16 protein-coding genes are annotated in these 15,957 nt (G+C 65.4%); 11 read left to right on the top strand and 5 right to left on the bottom strand.

The window, feature by feature from the left end; translation table 11 throughout:
* Nucleotides 1–8 precede the first annotated feature (8 nt).
* The 4 genes from DWA33_RS05860 to DWA33_RS05845 form a co-directional block, all read right to left on the bottom strand.
* Nucleotides 9–761: an ABC transporter ATP-binding protein gene (locus tag DWA33_RS05860; RefSeq protein WP_114357162.1), complete on the bottom strand. Its 753-nt coding sequence runs from the start codon at nucleotides 759–761 to the stop codon at nucleotides 9–11.
* Nucleotides 758–1,786, bottom strand: coding sequence for a branched-chain amino acid ABC transporter permease (locus DWA33_RS05855; RefSeq protein ID WP_167443133.1), 1,029 nt, complete (start codon nucleotides 1,784–1,786; stop codon nucleotides 758–760). The genes DWA33_RS05860 and DWA33_RS05855 overlap by 4 nt, the downstream gene beginning before the upstream one ends.
* Nucleotides 1,786–2,652 (bottom strand): branched-chain amino acid ABC transporter permease, encoded by an 867-nt coding sequence (locus tag DWA33_RS05850; protein WP_114357161.1) that lies wholly within the window; start codon nucleotides 2,650–2,652, stop codon nucleotides 1,786–1,788. Before DWA33_RS05850 ends, DWA33_RS05855 begins: the two co-directional genes overlap by 1 nt.
* 300 nt (nucleotides 2,653–2,952) lie before the next feature.
* Nucleotides 2,953–4,131: an ABC transporter substrate-binding protein gene (locus DWA33_RS05845; RefSeq protein ID WP_114357160.1), complete on the bottom strand. Its 1,179-nt coding sequence runs from the start codon at nucleotides 4,129–4,131 to the stop codon at nucleotides 2,953–2,955.
* 371 nt (nucleotides 4,132–4,502) lie between these two features.
* Between DWA33_RS05845 and DWA33_RS05840 the strand changes: the two genes are divergently transcribed.
* A complete protein-coding gene (locus tag DWA33_RS05840) occupies nucleotides 4,503–4,796 on the top strand; it encodes a hypothetical protein (RefSeq protein ID WP_114357159.1) in 294 nt (97 codons plus the stop codon).
* A 72-nt stretch (nucleotides 4,797–4,868) separates the two neighbouring features.
* Here DWA33_RS05840 and purU read toward each other — a convergent pair whose 3' ends face one another.
* Nucleotides 4,869–5,732 carry a formyltetrahydrofolate deformylase gene (gene purU / locus DWA33_RS05835; RefSeq protein WP_114357158.1) on the bottom strand — a complete coding sequence of 288 codons (864 nt, stop codon included), beginning with the start codon at nucleotides 5,730–5,732 and terminating at the stop codon, nucleotides 4,869–4,871.
* 134 nt (nucleotides 5,733–5,866) lie between these two features.
* Between purU and DWA33_RS05830 the strand changes: the two genes are divergently transcribed.
* From DWA33_RS05830 to DWA33_RS05785, 10 genes are all read left to right on the top strand, one after another.
* Nucleotides 5,867–6,721 carry a uroporphyrinogen-III synthase gene (locus DWA33_RS05830; protein ID WP_114357157.1) on the top strand — a complete coding sequence of 285 codons (855 nt, stop codon included), beginning with the start codon at nucleotides 5,867–5,869 and terminating at the stop codon, nucleotides 6,719–6,721.
* Nucleotides 6,722–6,977: 256 nt separating this feature from the next.
* Entirely contained in the window at nucleotides 6,978–8,207 is a 1,230-nt protein-coding gene (locus DWA33_RS05825) for a branched-chain amino acid ABC transporter substrate-binding protein (RefSeq protein ID WP_114357156.1), read from the top strand.
* A 133-nt stretch (nucleotides 8,208–8,340) separates the two neighbouring features.
* Nucleotides 8,341–9,288 carry a branched-chain amino acid ABC transporter permease gene (locus tag DWA33_RS05820; protein WP_114357155.1) on the top strand — a complete coding sequence of 316 codons (948 nt, stop codon included), beginning with the start codon at nucleotides 8,341–8,343 and terminating at the stop codon, nucleotides 9,286–9,288.
* Nucleotides 9,285–10,586: a branched-chain amino acid ABC transporter permease gene (locus DWA33_RS05815; RefSeq protein WP_114357154.1), complete on the top strand. Its 1,302-nt coding sequence runs from the start codon at nucleotides 9,285–9,287 to the stop codon at nucleotides 10,584–10,586. Before DWA33_RS05820 ends, DWA33_RS05815 begins: the two co-directional genes overlap by 4 nt.
* Nucleotides 10,583–11,332 (top strand): ABC transporter ATP-binding protein, encoded by a 750-nt coding sequence (locus DWA33_RS05810; RefSeq protein ID WP_114357153.1) that lies wholly within the window; start codon nucleotides 10,583–10,585, stop codon nucleotides 11,330–11,332. Before DWA33_RS05815 ends, DWA33_RS05810 begins: the two co-directional genes overlap by 4 nt.
* A 5-nt stretch (nucleotides 11,333–11,337) precedes the next feature.
* Nucleotides 11,338–12,033 (top strand): ABC transporter ATP-binding protein, encoded by a 696-nt coding sequence (locus DWA33_RS05805; protein WP_114357280.1) that lies wholly within the window; start codon nucleotides 11,338–11,340, stop codon nucleotides 12,031–12,033.
* A 99-nt stretch (nucleotides 12,034–12,132) separates the two neighbouring features.
* Complete coding sequence (locus DWA33_RS05800; RefSeq protein ID WP_114357152.1) at nucleotides 12,133–12,567, top strand: MerR family transcriptional regulator; 435 nt, start codon at nucleotides 12,133–12,135, stop codon at nucleotides 12,565–12,567.
* On the top strand, nucleotides 12,500–12,916 hold the full coding sequence (locus DWA33_RS05795; protein WP_114357151.1) for a carboxymuconolactone decarboxylase family protein: 417 nt from the start codon (nucleotides 12,500–12,502) through the stop codon (nucleotides 12,914–12,916). The genes DWA33_RS05800 and DWA33_RS05795 overlap by 68 nt, the downstream gene beginning before the upstream one ends.
* A gap of 196 nt (nucleotides 12,917–13,112) precedes the next feature.
* Entirely contained in the window at nucleotides 13,113–13,715 is a 603-nt protein-coding gene (locus DWA33_RS05790; protein WP_114357150.1) for a hypothetical protein, read from the top strand.
* A gap of 126 nt (nucleotides 13,716–13,841) precedes the next feature.
* Nucleotides 13,842–15,794 (top strand): glycosyltransferase family 39 protein, encoded by a 1,953-nt coding sequence (locus tag DWA33_RS05785; protein WP_114357149.1) that lies wholly within the window; start codon nucleotides 13,842–13,844, stop codon nucleotides 15,792–15,794.
* Nucleotides 15,795–15,957: the final 163 nt, after the last annotated feature.

Below are 15,957 nucleotides of genomic sequence, written 5' to 3'. Positions count from 1 at the left end.
CGACGCACTCAAACATGGGCATCCTCGCCGAGATACACCGCCTTGACCTGCGGGTCGCGCGCCACCTCGTCCGGCGTGCCTTCGGTCAGCAGCGCGCCGGACACCAGCACCGAGATCCGGTCGGCGAACGAAAACACCAGGTCCATGTCGTGTTCGATCAACAGCACGGTCACCTCCCGCGGCAGGCCGGCGACCGCGGCGAGAATGTCGTGGCGCTCGCTCTCCGGCACGCCGGCCGCCGGCTCGTCGAGCAGCAGCACCCGCGGCCGGGTGGCGATCACCACCGCGATCTCCAACAGGCGCTGCTTGCCGTAGGGCAGCGTACCGGTGGGCTCGTTCATCACGTCGAGCAGCTTGAAGCGTTCGAGATTGTCGGCGATCTCGCCGTTGATGTCGGCGCGCGTGCCCATCCGCCGCCACCAGTCGCCGCCATGGCCGGAGCGCTCCGACACGGCGAGACCGATGGTCTCGAGCGGCGTCAGATCAGCGTAGAGCTGGTTGATCTGGAAGGTGCGCGACAATCCGCGCAGCACGCGGCTGTGCACCGGCATGTGGGTGATGTCGTGGCCTTCGAGCAGGATGCGGCCGCCGTTCGGCTTGAGCACACCGGTGAGCTGGTTGATCACCGTGGTCTTGCCCGCGCCGTTCGGGCCGATCAGCGCGTGGCGCGCGCCGGCTTCGACGTTCAGCGACAGATTGCGGGTGACATTGAGCCCGCCGAAGTGCTTTTCCAGGCCGATGGTCTGCAGCGCCAACGTCATTCGGCTGCCCCCGCATTGGTGTTGCGCCCCCGCATCGCGCGCATCACCGCACGCGGCACGAACAGCACCCAGCGATGCAGCCGTTCGCGGCCGATCATCACGATCGCCACCAGCACCAGCCCGATCCAGAACAGCCAATATTGCGGCGTCAGAATCGAGAACGTCTCCTGAAGCAGTTTGAACACCACCGCGCCGATCAGCCCGCCATACAGATAGCCGGTGCCGCCGAGCACCAGCACCAGGATCAGATCGGCCGAGCGTTCGAACGAAAACACGTCGAGCGAGGCGAGCTGGGTGGTCTGGGTGAACAACGCACCGGCGATGCCGGCGTAGAACGCCGCGAAGGTGTAGATCGCGACCAGTCGGGTGTTGACCGGGATGCCCACTGCCGAGGCGCGCAGCGGATTGTTGCGGATCGCGCGTAAGGACAAGCCGAACGGCGAATGCACCACCCGGCGCGCCAGCAGGAACAGCACGAACAGCACCGCGACGGTGTACCAGAACCCGACCTTGCCGAAGAGGTCGAATTCGAAGATGCCGAGCAGCGGTTGCATCACGATGCCTTGCAGACCGTCGGTGCCGCCGGTGATGTCGGAGAACCGCTCGGCGAGTGCTTCGAGCAGCAGCGCGATGCCGAGCGTCACCATCAGCCGGGTGAGATCGACGCCGCGGATGACGAGGAAGCTGGTCGCGAAGCCGAGCACCGCAGCGACGAGGCCGGCGACCAGCAGCGCCAGCACTGGCTCGCCGACGATGCCGTGCAGCGCGAGCAGGCCGGCGCTGTAGGCGCCGACGCCGAAGAACGCCGCGTGACCGAGCGAGACGATGCCGGCATAGCCGAGGATCAGATCGAGCGACAGCGCGAACAGGCCGAGCCGGACGATCTCGGTCATGATCAGATAGCGCGACGGAAACAGCAGCCCGCAGCCGATTAGCACGGCCCAGAAGGCGAATTCGGCCCAGTGCCAGCGTGCGGTGCGGCGGGCGTGGAAACCGACGAGCTCGGGAGGGGTCGACATGGTCATCAGCGCGCCGCGGTGCGGCCGAACAGGCCGTTGGGACGCCAGATCAGGATCACGATCATGATGGTGTAGATCACGAACGGCCCGAGCTTGGGCAGATAGTATTTGCCGGCGACGTCGCCGATGCCGAGCAGCAAGGATGCGAGGAACGGGCCGGTGATCGACGACGAACCGCCGACGGTGACCACGATCAGGAAGTAGATCATGAACTTCAGCGGAAAGTACGGATCGAGCCCGAGAATTTCGGCGCTCAGCGCGCCGCCGAAGCCGGCCAGCCCGCAGCCGAACGCGAAGGTCAGCGCGAACACCTGCGGCACGTTGATGCCGAGGCCGGATGCGACGCGCGGATCGTCGACCGCGGCGCGCAGCCGGCTGCCGAACCGCGTCTTCGCCAGGGTCAGTTGCAGGCCGACGGTCAGAAGACCGCAGATCACGATGATCATCAGTCGGTAGCGGCCGATGCCGACGCCGAACAGGTCGATCTGGCCCTGCAGCGCCTCCGGCAGCTGCATGAACACCCGGGACGAGCCCATGATGTAGTCGACTGCGGCGACCGACATGAACACCAGACCGACGCTGAACAGCACCTGGTCGAGATGCGACCGGGCGTAGAGATGTCGGTACAGCAGCCGCTCCAGCACGGCCCCGATCGCGGCGCTGGCGAGGAAGGCGAGCGGCAGCGCTGCGAGGAACGGCCAGCCGGCCTGATTGACCAGCACGGCGCAGACATATCCGCCCGCCATCGCGAACGCGCCGTGGGCGAGATTGACGAAGTTCATCAGCCCGAGCGTCACCGCCAGCCCGCACGCCAGCACGAACAGCAGCATGCCATAGGCGACGCCGTCGAACAGGATGGTGAGGAAGGTCATGACGGGCGCGCCGATCGGGTGGGCGCCGTCACCCTGAGGTGGCCGCGTCTTCGCGGCCCTCGAAGGGCGGCGGCGATGTTCTGCCGGAGCATGTCATCCTTCGAAGCTCGGGCTTCGCCCTCGCACCTCAGGATGACGGTCGCGATTTGTGGAGCCACCAACTCACCGCCCGTCATGGCCGGGCTCGTCCTGGCCATCCACGAGCCCCCTGCACCGCAATCCGTGGATGCCCGGGACAAGCCCGGGCACGACGTCGATGGGGTGGCGGGGAGTATCGACCTCAGCACGCGTAGCTCCGCCTTACTTCTTCGTCTTGCCCGGATCCTTCACCGCGTCGACCTTGTCGAACTCGACGTTGTAGAGCTCGCCGTCGACCTTCTCGACCTTGCGGATGTAGACGTTCTGGACGATGTCGCGTGTGTCGGGGTCGATCGAGATCGGGCCGCGCGGGCTTTCCCAGGCCATGCCCTTCATCGCGGCGATCAGCGAATCGCCGTCGGCCTTGCCGCCGGTCTTCTTCAGCGCCTCATAGATCAGGTGGATGCCGTCGTAGCCGCCGACCGCCATGAAGCCCGGCCGCTGGCCGAAGTCCTTCTTGTAGGCGGCGACGAACGCCTTGTTCTTCTCCGACGGATGCGCCGCTGAATAGATGTGCGCAGTGACCACGCCGATCGCGGCGTCACCCATGCTGTTCAAGAGGTCGTCGTCCATCACGTCGCCGGGGCCGATCACCTTGATGCCAGACTTGTCGAGGCCGCGCTCGGCGAACTGCTTCATGAAGTTGCCGCCCTGCCCGGCCGGCACGAACACGAACATCGCGTCCGGCTTGGAGTCCTTGGCTCGCTGCAGGAACGGCGCGAAGTCCGGATTGGCGAGCGGCACCTTGACCTCTTCGACGATCTGGCCGCCGCCTGCGGTGAAGCGCTCCTTGAACGCCGCCAGTGCGTCGTTGCCGGGCGCGTAGTCGGAGGTCAGCGTCACCACCTTCTTGATGCCGTTCTTCGCCGCCCAGTCGCCGATCACGGTCGACGACTGCGGCAGCGTGAACGAGGTGCGCGCGATGTAGGGCGAACGCTCGGTGATGATCGAGGTGCCGGCTGCCATCACCACTTCGGGCACCTTGGCCTGCGTCGCCAGCGGCGCCGCCGCGAGTGCGGCCGGGGTGATGCCGAAGCCGGCGATGACGCTCACCTTGTCGTTGACGATCAGCTCCTGCGCGAGCCGCTTGGTGTTGTCCGGCACCGCGGCGTCGTCCTTCAGGATCACTTCGATCTTTTTGCCGGCGACGGTGGCGCCGTTCTGCTTCATGTACAGCTTGACGGCGTTGTCGATCTGCTTGCCGGTCGAGGCCTGTCCGCCGGTCATCGGCACGATCAGGCCGATCTTGACGGTGTCCTCGGCGCGCGCCACCGTCATCGTCGTTGCACCGGCTACAGCGATGCAGGCGACCTGCAACAGCGTTCTTCTGCCAATCAGCATGAGCGTTCCCCTTTTCCATCCCGCGCCTCTTGGTCGAGGCTTTGCAGATCCACCATAGCCGAGGTGGCGCCGCACTGTCGCACCATGCGCGGACCGGCGGAAGCGAGAACAACCTCCGTCACGCACCGTGCTCGCCCGCAATCGCGGAGGCGCCCTCGCCCCGGTCCCGTGCCTAGCGAGACGGAGATGTGCCCCTCCGTTCTCGCCGTTCCGCGGCTCGACCTTATCATTGCCATGGAAACCGAAATGATGGTGCAATATCAGGTATGCCGCTATCCAATAGCGGCTGCCCGGTTTGGTGCGATCGCCGGAACGCGGTAGACAGCAGCGCGCCGGTGCCGAGAGCCGGCGACCAACGAGGCCGAGTATCGATGCGATTTGAGTTGCGGGGTGTGCGGATTGTCGGCGCCGTGGTGATGTTGGGCGCGCTGACGGGCTGCGGCAGCATCAACAGCGCATTGACCACGGGCATGGCGGACTATGTCCCGCAATGGGCCGGCGGACTGCCTCCGGACGCCCCACCGCGCCCCGGTACCGCCAGGTACGACGCCTACATGCAGGAGCAGGAACGGCTCCGGAAGATGCCGGCGGCCGAGCGGGAAAAGCTCGAAGCGGCCAAGGCCGCCGAATCCGGACAGCCAGCACCGGGCGCCCCGGCGCGGTAGACGGCGGCTGAAGGCGATCCCGTGGCGCCACCGTGCAGGGCCCGCCAGATCGTCCCCGCGCCGTGAGCGCCGTCAGTCGGTGAACACCACCGTCTTGCGCCCGTTGAGGATCACCCGATCGTCGAGATGATAATGCAGCGCCCGGGAGAGCACACGACGCTCGATATCGCGGCCCTTGCGCACCAGATCGGCCGGCGTGTCGCGATGGCTGATGCGTTCGACGTCCTGATCGATGATCGGGCCCTCGTCCAGTGCGCTGGTAACGTAGTGCGCGGTGGCGCCGATCAGCTTGACGCCGCGGTCGAACGCCTGGTGGTACGGTTTCGCACCCTTGAAGCCGGGCAGGAACGAGTGATGAATATTGATGCAGCGCCCCGCCAGCCGCGCCGACATCTCATCCGACAGGATCTGCATGTAGCGCGCCAGCACCACCAGATCGGTGTGGGTCTGGGCGATCAGCGCGGTAATTGCCGCCTCCTGCTGCCGCCGCGTGTCCTTGTTCACCGGGAAGTGGAAGAACGGGATGTCGCCGAAGTCGAAGCCGCTGAATGTCTCGCGCGGGTGATTGGAGACGATCGCGGTCGGGATCATGTGCAGGTCGCCGACCCGCCAGCGATACAGAATGTCGGCCAGGCAATGGTCGGACTGCGACACCAGCAGCATCACCTTGCGCCGGGTCTCGCGGTCGCGCATGTGCCAGCCCATCGTGAACTTCGCCGCGATCACCCCGAAGCCGGTACGCAAGGCCGCTAGCGGAATCACCTTGTCGGCGGCGTTGAACACCACCCGCATGAAGAAGTGTCCGCTCTCGGTATCGTTATATTGCTGCGCATCGAGGATGTTCTGGCCGTTCTCGAACAGGAATGTACTCACGGCGGAAACGATGCCGGCACGGTCCGGACAGGACAGGGTCAGAACGTATTGATGATGGGGCATGGCGATCTTGGTAGCAGCGTCGAGTGCGCTGGAACTCGTTTGCGGTGCCATGCTCTAGCACCGCCGCATCGCTTGCGCCAATCCCGCCGACCGGCGCAAGATGCCTCGACATTGGGCGAATGGCGAGGAACTCCATGGCCGGACGGCTCCAGGGCACCCGTATTTTAATACTGGAGACGCGGGAGGAGGCGCAGTTTGCCCGGTTTCTGCGGGATCAGGGCGCGGATGTCCTGCAATGCCCGATGTTCGAGATCCGGGACGCGCCCGACCTTGCACCGGTCTCGGCCTGGATCGACCGGCTGATCGCCGCACCGTTCGACGATCTGGTGCTGCTGACCGGCGAAGGCCTGCGACGACTGACCAAGCTCGCTCGCGCCACCGGCCGCGAACAGCCGTTTGTCGCGGCGGTCGGCCGGACACGGACCTTGATCCGCGGTCCCAAGCCCGGCCGCGCGCTGCGTGAGATCGGCCTCGAACCGAGCATGACCGCCGAAGCTCCGACCTCCGACGGTGTCGCCGCGACATTGAAGAATTGCGACCTGACAAGGCGCCGGGTCGGCCTGCAGCTCTATCCCGAACGCGATCACGCGGCGCTGATCGACGCCATCACGTCGCAGGGCGCCGCTGTCGACACCGTACTGCCCTACGTTTACGACGCCGGTGCCGCCGAGCAGACCGTGATCAACGCGATCGACCAGATGGCGGGGGGCCGCGTCGATGCGCTGGCCCTGACAAGTTCCGGGCAGGTGCGCAGGCTGTTCGATGTCGCTCGCGCGCATCGCTGCGACCAACGCCTGCGCGACGGCCTATCCAACACGCCGATCGCCTCGGTCGGCCCGGTGGTGACGGAGGAACTTGCGGCGCACGGCTTCTCCCCGACGATCACACCTCCGAACGGCGCGTTCTTCATGAAGCCCCTGATCAGCGCGATGATCAGTGCATTCGATGATCGGCGGAAGGCGCCGGCCGGCAGCGGCGGGAGCAAGTGATCCGAGATCGACACCCAGACAGTTGCGTAAGAAACAGGCTGCTGGACGAAGCGCCATTCCGTTTTGCGGAAATTGGAACCTCCGTCGTCCAACTTTCGGACAGACACCGTGAGCGCTGCCATCAACGCGAAGTAAGCAGCGGAGAAGTTCACCACATTCGAAGTGATCAGAACACGACGGTTGAAACGCAGGTCTGATCTGCGCTAACACCGCATCAACAAAATCGATCCGATCAAGGATTTCAGGGAGGACTGACATGCGAAAAGCACTTCTAGCGGCCGCAATCGCGCTGCCGATGCTCGGTTCGGGCGCGATCGCCCAAGACACCGTCAAGCTCGGTTACATCGATCCGTTGTCGGGCGGTGGCGCCAGCGTCGGCGAAGGCGGCCTCAAGACCTTCCAGTATCTGGCCGACGAACTGAACGCCAAGGGCGGCATCCTCGGCAAGAAGGTCGAGATCGTTCCGCTCGACAACAAGACCAATCCGCAAGAGAGCCTGATCCAGGCGCAGAAGGCGATCGACGCCGGCGTGCGCTACGTCACCCAGGGCAACGGCTCCTCGGTCGCTGGCGCGCTGTCGGACTTCATCACCAAATACAACGAGCGCAATCCCGGCAAGGAAGTGCTGTACTTCAACTATGCCGCGGTCGACCCGGTGCTCACCAACGAGAAGTGCAGCTTCTGGCACTTCCGCTGGGACGCGAACTCCGACATCAAGATGGAGGCGCTGACCAACTACATGAAGGACCAGCCGTCGATCAAAAAGGTCTATTTGATCAATCAGGACTATTCCTTCGGCCAGTCGGTCCGCACCACCGCCCGCGCGATGCTGTCCAAGAAGCGTCCCGACATCCAGATCGTCGGCGACGAACTGCATCCGCTGCTGAAGATCAGCGATTTCGCCCCCTACGTCGCCAAGATCAAGGCGTCGGGCGCCGACACCGTGGTCACCGGCAACTGGGGCCAGGACATCGCCCTGCTGCTGAAGGCCGCCGCCGATGCCGGCCTCAAGGTGAGCTGGTACACCTATTACGCCGGCGGCGCCGGCGGCCCGACCGCGATCAAGCAGACCGGCCTCAACCACCAGGTGTTTCAGGTCACCGAGGGCTTCGCCAACGTCGAGCACAAGCAGTCGCAGGACTTCGAGAAAACCTTCCGCGACAAGGTCGGCCTGAGCCTGTGGTATCCGCGCGCGGTGAACGAGATGCGGATGTTCGCCGCCGCGGCCGAGAAGGCCAAGTCGCTCGATCCGGTCAAGGTCGCCCAGGCGCTCGAGGACATGAAGTTCGAAGTGTTCAACGGCGGCGAAGGCATCATGCGGAAGGACGATCACCAGTTCTTCCAGCCGATCTACATCTCGTCGTTCGGCGACATTCCCGCCGGCCAGTTCGACGAGGAAAAGACCGGCTGGGGTTGGAAGCAGGTCGCCAAGATCGACACCCCCCAGACCATGCTGCCGACCACCTGCAAGATGGACCGGCCGTAGTAGCCTCGAACGTCGTCATGCCCGGGCTCGTCCCGGGCATCCACGCCTTCCGGCGTGGCAACGCAAAAGACGTGGATGGCCGGGACGAGCCCGGCCATGACGAATTCATGTCGTCACCCGGCTAAAAATCATCATGCTCGAGCTGATCGTCATCTCCACCCTCAACGGCGTCCTGTACGGCATGCTGCTGTTCCTGATGGCGAGCGGTCTGACCGTCATCTTCAGCATGCTCGGCGTCCTGAACTTCGCCCATGCCAGCTTCTATATGCTCGGCGCATTCTTCGGCTTCCAGATCAGCCGCTGGACTGGATTCTGGCCTGCGCTGGTGGTCGCGCCGCTGCTCGCCGGCGCCATCGGCGCCGCGGTCGAGCGCTTCGGGCTTCGCCGCGTCCACCGTAACGGCCACGTCGCCGAGCTGCTGTTCACCTTCGGCCTCGCGTTCGCGATCGAAGAGGTGGTTTCGATCATCTGGGGCAAGGTTCCGGTCGACTACCGCGTCCCGGAGCTGCTCGACTTCCCGGCCTTCACGATCTTCTCGACCAACTATCCTGCCTACAAGATGTTCATGCTGGCGGTGTCCATCGTGATCTTCGTCGGCCTGCTGCTGGTACTGAAGCGAACCCGGATCGGCCTGATTGTTCAGGCGGCGCTGACCCATCCGCATATGGTGGCGCATCTCGGCCACAACGTCGAACGCATCTTCATGCTGGTTTTCGGCGTCGGCACCGCGCTGGCCGCCGTCGCCGGCGTGATCGCCGGACCTTCCCTGGTGACGCAATCGAACATGGCCGCGATGCTCGGCCCGATCCTGTTCGTCGTCGTCGTGGTCGGCGGCCTCGGCTCGCTGCCCGGCGCTTTCATCGCATCGCTGCTGATCGGCCTGCTGCAGACGTTCGCAGTCTCGATCAATGCCTCGCCCGCGTCGCTGTTCGGGCCGCTCGGTCCCGACCTCGCCACGTCGTGGCTGAACGACATCTGGAACGTCACCATCGCTCAGATCGCGCCGATCATGCCGTATCTGCTGCTCGTGCTCATCCTGATCTTCCGGCCGATGGGGCTGTTGGGAACCCGCGAAACATGACCGATCTCGCCTCCAGCGCCGCGCCGCCACGGCCGACGCTGTCCGACCGCGCCAAATTCTACGGCACCTGGATCGTCACCGCGCTGGTGTTGCTGCTGTTGCCGCAGGTGTTTTCCTCCGGCGGCTCGCTGACGACGTTCAGCCTGGTCGGAATCTCGATCATCTTTGCGCTGTCCTACAACATCCTGCTCGGCCAGACCGGCATGCTGTCGTTCGGCCATGCGGTGTATTACGGGTTGGGCGGCTTCCTGGCGATCCACGTCATCAACATCCTCGCCGGCAACAAATTCCCGATCCCGCTGCCGCTGGTGCCACTGATCGGCGGGCTCGCCGGCCTGTTCTTCGCCGCATTGATCGGCTGGGTGATGACCCAACGTTCCGGCACCGCGTTCGCGATGATCTCGCTCGGCCTCGCCGAACTGGTCGCCTCCTCGGCGCTGATCCTGCGCACCTTCTTCGGCGGCGAGGCCGGCATCTCGGCCAACCGCACCAAGCTGTTCAAGGTGTTCGGGCTGTCGTTCGGGCCGCAGATCCAGATCTATTACCTGGTCGCCGCCTGGACGCTGATCGCGATCATCGCGATGTACGCCCTGACACGGACGCCGCTCGGCCGGATGTGCAACGCCGTGCGCGACAATCCGGAGCGGGTGCAATTCGTCGGCTACGATCCGCACGTGGTGCGCTACCTGGCGTTCTGCTTCTCCGGGTTCTTCGCCGGGGTCGCCGGCGCGCTGGCGGCGATCAACTTCGAGATCGCCAACTCGGCCTATCTCGGCGCGGTGCAGTCGGGCACGGTGCTGTTCGCGGCCTATATCGGCGGGATCGGCTTCTTCATCGGCCCGATCGTCGGCGCGATTTTCGTCACCATCCTGTCGCTTGTGCTGAGCGACTTGACCCAGGTCTGGCAGCTTTATTTCGGGCTGTTCTTCATCATCGTCGTGCTGTTCGCGCCGGGCGGCATCACCGGCGTTCTGATGATGCATCGGCCGTTGCTGCGCGCCGGCATGCTGTCGCGAATGCTGCCGAGCTATCTAATGGCGGCGCTGCCGACGCTGGCGCTGTGCATCGGCCTGATGCTGATGATCGAAACAACGGTGCACTACACCGTCAATCCGCACGAGGATTCCTTCCGCAGGGCGTTCGGCATCCCGTTCGACGCCGCCAGCCCGCTGACCTGGGCCGCTTCGGCGGTGCTGATCGTCGTCGGCTTCATTCTGGCGCGGATGGCCTGGAACCGGGTCGCCCAGACCTGGGACACCACGCTGACCGCCGCCCGCGCCAAGGTTCACGCCCAATGAGCACCGCGATCGAACTCCGTGGCGTCGAGAAGAGCTTCGGCGTCACCAAAGTGATCCAGAACATCAACCTGTCGATCGCTCAGGGCGAACGCCACGCGCTGATCGGCCCCAACGGCGCCGGCAAGTCGACCACTTTCAACCTGATCAGCGGTTACATGCGCCCGACCACCGGCAGCATCATGCTGCGCGGCGAAGAGATCTCCGGCATGAAGCCGTTCCAGATCAATCGCCGCGGGCTGTCGCGCTCGTTCCAGGTCACCAACGTGTTCGCCAACATGACGGTGTGGGAGAACCTGCGCTGCGCGGTGCTGTGGTCGACCGGACATCGCTACGCGTTCTGGAAGAACGTCGACAATCTGCCGGAGGTGCGCGAGCGCACCGCGCAGATCCTCGAGGACATCCATCTGACGTCGCGTCGCGACATGCCGGCCGGGCTGCTCACCTACGCCGAGCAGCGGGCGCTGGAGATCGGCATCACCGTCGCGGGCGGCGCCGACGTGATCCTGCTCGACGAGCCGACCGCGGGCATGAGCCACGCCGAGACCGAGCGCGCGGTGACGCTGATCCGTCGCCTCACCGAGGGCCGGACCCTGCTGATCGTCGAGCACGACATGAGCGTGGTGTTCGGCCTCGCCGACCGCATTTCGGTGCTGGTATACGGCCAGGTGATCGCCTCGGGCACGCCGGACGAGATCCGCGGCAACCCCAAGGTCAAGGAAGCCTATCTCGGCGAGGAGGCCGCCTGATGCCCATGCTCGAGGTCAGGAACCTGCACGCCTACTACGGCAAGAGTCACATCCTGCAGGGCGTCGAGATGCAGATCGGTGCCGGCGAGGTGGTCAGTCTGCTCGGCCGCAACGGTGTCGGCCGCTCCACCACCGTCAAGGCGATCATGGGCGAGGTGCCGCCGCACGGCACCATTCTGTTCAAGGGCAAGGACATCGCCGGGCTGCCGAGCTACAAGATCGCGCATCTCGGCCTCGGCTATGTGCCCGAGCATCGCGACATCTTCCCCGGGCTGACGGTGCGGCAGAATCTGATGCTGGGCATCAAGAACCCGCGCAACCCGGGCAAATGGCGGCTGGAAGACATGCTCGACATGTTCTCCAACCTGAAGGAACGCGCCGACACGCCGGCGGGCGTGCTGTCCGGCGGCGAGAAGCAGATGCTGACGATCTGCCGCACGCTGATGGGCGATCCCGAGCTGGTGATGATCGACGAGCCGACCGAAGGGCTGGCGCCGATCATCGTGCAGCAGGTCGGCGACCTGATCGCCGAAATCGCCCGCCGCGGCGTCGCCATCCTGCTGGTGGAGCAGAAGCTGTCGATCGCGATGCGGATCTCGCACCGGGTGTATGTGATGGGCCACGGCCAGATCGTGTTCGAAGGCACTCCCGACGACCTCAAGGCCAACGCCGCGGTGCGCAAGGAATGGCTCGAGGTGTGAACCGCCGGCCGTGACGGCCGCCGTTCGCCACGATTTACGCTTGACTTAGAGCGCGCTCTAACTTGTAGCAACAGAGCGTCGTGACGGACAGAGCGGGCCATGAAGATCGGAGACCTCGCCAGGCGAACCGGGCTGACGGCGCATACGTTGCGCTATTACGAGCGGATCGGGCTGTTGCCCCGCGCCTCTCGCGATTCATCCGGCAAGCGTGACTACGATGCGTCGATCCTGACCTGGATCGCGTTTCTCGGTCGCCTCAAGACCACCGGGATGCCGATTCGGGACATGCTGGCTTACGCCGAATTGCGCGCACGCGGAGCTGCCACAGAGAACGCTCGCCGCGTCCTGCTGCAGCAACACCGCGACAAGGTGCGGGCGCATGTCGTCGAACTTCAGGCCTGCCTGACCGTCCTCGACACCAAGATCGCCGGCTATGAGGCCGACGCCAGCAAGGTGGAGACGGACGATGACGCAACAGCTATCCGACCAGCAAGAAAGATACGCACGCGGCCTGCGCGCGCTGTCGGCGATTGATGGCGAGGCCGGCCACAAGGTCGTCGACTCGCTGGCCGACATCGCGCCGGATTTCGCCCGCTATCTGGTCGAGTTTCCATTCGGCGACATCTACAGCCGTCCCGGACTAGACCTGCGCGCACGCGAGATCGCGACGATCGCCGCTCTCACTGCGATGGGCAACGCCGCGCCGCAACTCAAGGTGCACATCGAGGCCGGACTGAATGTCGGGCTCAGCCGCGACGAAATCAGCGAAATCATCATGCAGATGGCGGTGTATGCCGGCTTCCCGGCGGCGCTGAACGGTCTGTTCGCCGCCAAGGAGGTGTTCGCCGCCCGCGCTGCGGCGAGCCAGGACCACCCGGCATGATCGTTCCCAATCATGTCGTGGTCGCCCGACGGACGACACCGCCCGCAGCATCGGTCCCTGCCGTTGCGGACGACGCGAGGCGGTCCAGCAGCCGGGTGGCGGTGACGCCGGGGTGCCATGTTCTCGCGCGTCACCTTCCTGAGGGATGATTTCCAGGCTACCATTTCGGCCCACTCGCTGATCGATCGTGAGTCCGATGCTGCCTCCTGCCCTGACGCGTGCCGCTGACCGGCTTCGCGCCTATGCCGACAATCCCGACCCGCTCGCTGCCACCGGCAATCTGGTGGCGCTGGTTCTGGCCGGCAACGGGCCGTTCTATCCGCTCTACGTCGCCATCGTGGCCGGCACGGACGGTATGCCGTGGCTGTTGCTGACGCTGCTGTCGTTTCCGTGCTTCCTGGCGGTGCCGGCGCTCGCCCGCGTTCACTCCCGGCTCGGACGGGTCGCGCTGTCACTGATCGCGACCGGAAACACCGCGTTCTGCACCTGGCTGCTTGGCGTCCCGTCAGGTGTCGAACTGTTTCTGCTGCCCTGCGCGATGCTGGCCAGCGTGCTGTTTCGTCCCAGCGAGCGATTGCTGATGCTGCCGCTGGCCGGGCTGCCGGTGGTCGTCTATCTCTTCCTGCACGACCGATATCCGCCTCCGCCGCACGGTTATCAGACGACCGAGTACGCCGGGCTGTTCTCGATGAACGCGTTCAGCGCCGCGATGATCTCGATCTTCATCGGCATGGTGTTCTCGCGGCTGTTCACAGAGCCGACCAGTCGCTCATCCAGCGCACCGACATTCCGGCATTAAAGCGTTTCCGAACACGCCAGGCAGTCAAATCGGGAAACACTCCGCCTTATCGCGGGCACACCGGACATGCTATCGGGTGGCCGGGCGGCCGGGCATCACGGATGACCGCCATCGCTGGGGATCTCGATGGTCGATATTGGGCGGCAGGAGGACGGCAGGACACCTCGTCCGGCAGCAGCGCCGCGTCCACAGCATTCAGCGCCTTCGGCTCTCGACAAATCGTCCCGTACCGTTCGCGCCTGGCCGGACGTCGCCGCGTTCCTCATCGTGCTCGCTGCGGCGATCGGGACCGCCGGCCTGATATTCGCGGACTACTACGGCGCGCCCGACTTGCTGTGGCGGGGTTTTCATCACGACCGCAATTCGCACTACAGCTTTGGGCTCGATCTGGCGCTGGCGGTGCGAACCTTCGATCCGACATGGTTTTTCGGCGAGCTCGAAAAAGCCAAGGTGTGGCCGCCTTTGCACGGGCTGGTGCTGAGTGCCGTATTGCTGATCGGCGGCATCGACCACCGCCTCGGCATCGTGCCGAGCCTGATCGGCTGGGTGATGACGATCGCCTTCGTCTGGCTGATCGCGCGGCGGCTGTTCACCGACCGGCATAGCGGCCTGTTCGCCGCCGCGGTCGCGACGATCTTCACCGCCGCCAGCCCGACCTTCCGGCTGATCAGTACCGACGTCATGTTGGAGGGGCTCGGCGCCGGCCTGTCGGCGGCAGGGCTCTGGGCCTATCTGCATGCCGAGGCGAAGCCGGATTCGCGCGGGCGCTGGCGGCTGCTGGCGCTGCTCCTCACGCTGCTGTTCTTTCACAAGGGCAATTACTGGGGCCTGCTGATCGCACCGCTGGCGATCGCCTATGCCAGCGAGCATTGGTCGCGGATCGTCGCGGCGGCGCGACCGGTCTGGGCGGCTATCCGCGGCCAGGCGGTGCTGAGGGCGACCGCCGGATCGCCGCTGCTGATTCTCGCCGCGGCGGTCGCCGGCCTGGTCGCTTTCCTGTACGCCCAGGGGCCGACCGAGCTGGAGCTGTTCGGCCGCTCGGTGTCGCTGTATCCACCCGAAAATCTGACCACGGCAGCCTACGCGCTGGCGTTCGCGTGGTGGTCGCTCACCTGGTGGAGGCACCGCACCGCGATCGACCGGACTCTCGGCGTCGCAGGGCGGGCGCTGCTGTATTGGCACCTGACGCCGGTCGCGATCTCGTTCCTGCTGCCGCACCGGCTGTCGAAATTTCTGTGGTTCGTCGGCCCCGCCAACAACACCGATCCCAATTCCGGACCCTGGCAGGGGCTGCAGTTCTATTGGGCGACCTTCGCCGACGGCTTTCACCTGGCGCCGTGGTTGGCAGCTCTGGTCGTCGTGCTGGCGCTGATCGGTGCGACCGCGATTCCGAAGCTGCCCCCCGGCGCCCGCGCGGTGTTTCTGTTCGCGCTGCTGGCCTGGATCGGCGTGATCATCCATCCACAGCACCAGGGACGGTTCATGTCCACCTGGGTGTTCGCGGTGTGGATCTGCGCCGGCACCGGCGCCGGCGTGCTGCAGTCGCTGACCGGCCGCTGGCTGACGCCGCTGCAACGCGGTGCGCTCGCTACCGTGCTGGCCATCGGGCTGCTGAGCGTCAATCTGCTGACGCCGATGCCGAAGGCGGCGTCGGTCTACGCCTTGCAGGCCGCCACCGGCCCGAGCGATCTGGAGCTGATTCGGCCGTATATTGCCGAACTCGACGGCGCGCACGAAGTGGCGGTCTTCACCACCTTCGGAATGAGCAAGCTGTTCGCCTGGGTGCTGCGCGAGCGCTGCCGCTGCCACGTGCTGGTGCCGGATCCTTTCCTTGCCGGCGTCGCCTCGCGCGCCGCCGCTCGCGACGCGATGGCGGCCCGGATCGCGCAGTCGACCGCCGACGTCGTGCTGATCATCGACGCACCTCGCAGTCGCGAGGAGAGCCCCTCGGTCGGCTGGGTTCACGCCAAGATGGTCGGTATTGTCGATACGATGGCCGACCAGACCCGCTACGTCCGCGATGCCAGCTACGCGCTGCCGATCGGCGACGCCACGGCGACGATCTGGCGCCGCCGCTGAGTGATCGGACGGATTGCTGCGGTGCGACAGAGATCGCGCCGCTGCGGCATCGGGTCGCTCATCCGATCAGTCGTCCACCGCTACGGTAACGATAGACGGTTTTGTCCGCAGGCTTGCGTCAAGTCTCTCTTCCCAAACTCAAATAGTCGAATATCGTCGGCGT

The organism is Rhodopseudomonas pentothenatexigens (assembly GCF_900218015.1).
Lineage (GTDB): Bacteria > Pseudomonadota > Alphaproteobacteria > Rhizobiales > Xanthobacteraceae > Rhodopseudomonas > Rhodopseudomonas pentothenatexigens.
This window is presented reverse-complemented; position numbering and strand designations above follow the sequence as displayed.

Bases quoted from the DNA above. Each gene is read 5' to 3' on its own strand.
- DWA33_RS05825 (WP_114357156.1), top strand. From the start codon at position 6,978: ATGCGAAAAGCACTTCTAGCGGCCGCAATCGCGCTGCCGATGCTCGGT.
- purU (WP_114357158.1), bottom strand. From the start codon at position 5,732: ATGCCCCATCATCAATACGTTCTGACCCTGTCCTGTCCGGACCGTGCC.
- DWA33_RS05790 (WP_114357150.1), top strand. From the start codon at position 13,113: ATGCTGCCTCCTGCCCTGACGCGTGCCGCTGACCGGCTTCGCGCCTAT.
- DWA33_RS05830 (WP_114357157.1), top strand. From the start codon at position 5,867: ATGGCCGGACGGCTCCAGGGCACCCGTATTTTAATACTGGAGACGCGG.
- DWA33_RS05795 (WP_114357151.1), top strand. From the start codon at position 12,500: ATGACGCAACAGCTATCCGACCAGCAAGAAAGATACGCACGCGGCCTG.
- DWA33_RS05820 (WP_114357155.1), top strand. From the start codon at position 8,341: ATGCTCGAGCTGATCGTCATCTCCACCCTCAACGGCGTCCTGTACGGC.
- DWA33_RS05840 (WP_114357159.1), top strand. From the start codon at position 4,503: ATGCGATTTGAGTTGCGGGGTGTGCGGATTGTCGGCGCCGTGGTGATG.
- DWA33_RS05845 (WP_114357160.1), bottom strand. From the start codon at position 4,131: ATGCTGATTGGCAGAAGAACGCTGTTGCAGGTCGCCTGCATCGCTGTA.
- DWA33_RS05785 (WP_114357149.1), top strand. From the start codon at position 13,842: ATGGTCGATATTGGGCGGCAGGAGGACGGCAGGACACCTCGTCCGGCA.
- DWA33_RS05815 (WP_114357154.1), top strand. From the start codon at position 9,285: ATGACCGATCTCGCCTCCAGCGCCGCGCCGCCACGGCCGACGCTGTCC.
- DWA33_RS05855 (WP_167443133.1), bottom strand. From the start codon at position 1,786: ATGACCATGTCGACCCCTCCCGAGCTCGTCGGTTTCCACGCCCGCCGC.
- DWA33_RS05810 (WP_114357153.1), top strand. From the start codon at position 10,583: ATGAGCACCGCGATCGAACTCCGTGGCGTCGAGAAGAGCTTCGGCGTC.
- DWA33_RS05860 (WP_114357162.1), bottom strand. From the start codon at position 761: ATGACGTTGGCGCTGCAGACCATCGGCCTGGAAAAGCACTTCGGCGGG.
- DWA33_RS05850 (WP_114357161.1), bottom strand. From the start codon at position 2,652: ATGACCTTCCTCACCATCCTGTTCGACGGCGTCGCCTATGGCATGCTG.
- DWA33_RS05800 (WP_114357152.1), top strand. From the start codon at position 12,133: ATGAAGATCGGAGACCTCGCCAGGCGAACCGGGCTGACGGCGCATACG.
- DWA33_RS05805 (WP_114357280.1), top strand. From the start codon at position 11,338: ATGCTCGAGGTCAGGAACCTGCACGCCTACTACGGCAAGAGTCACATC.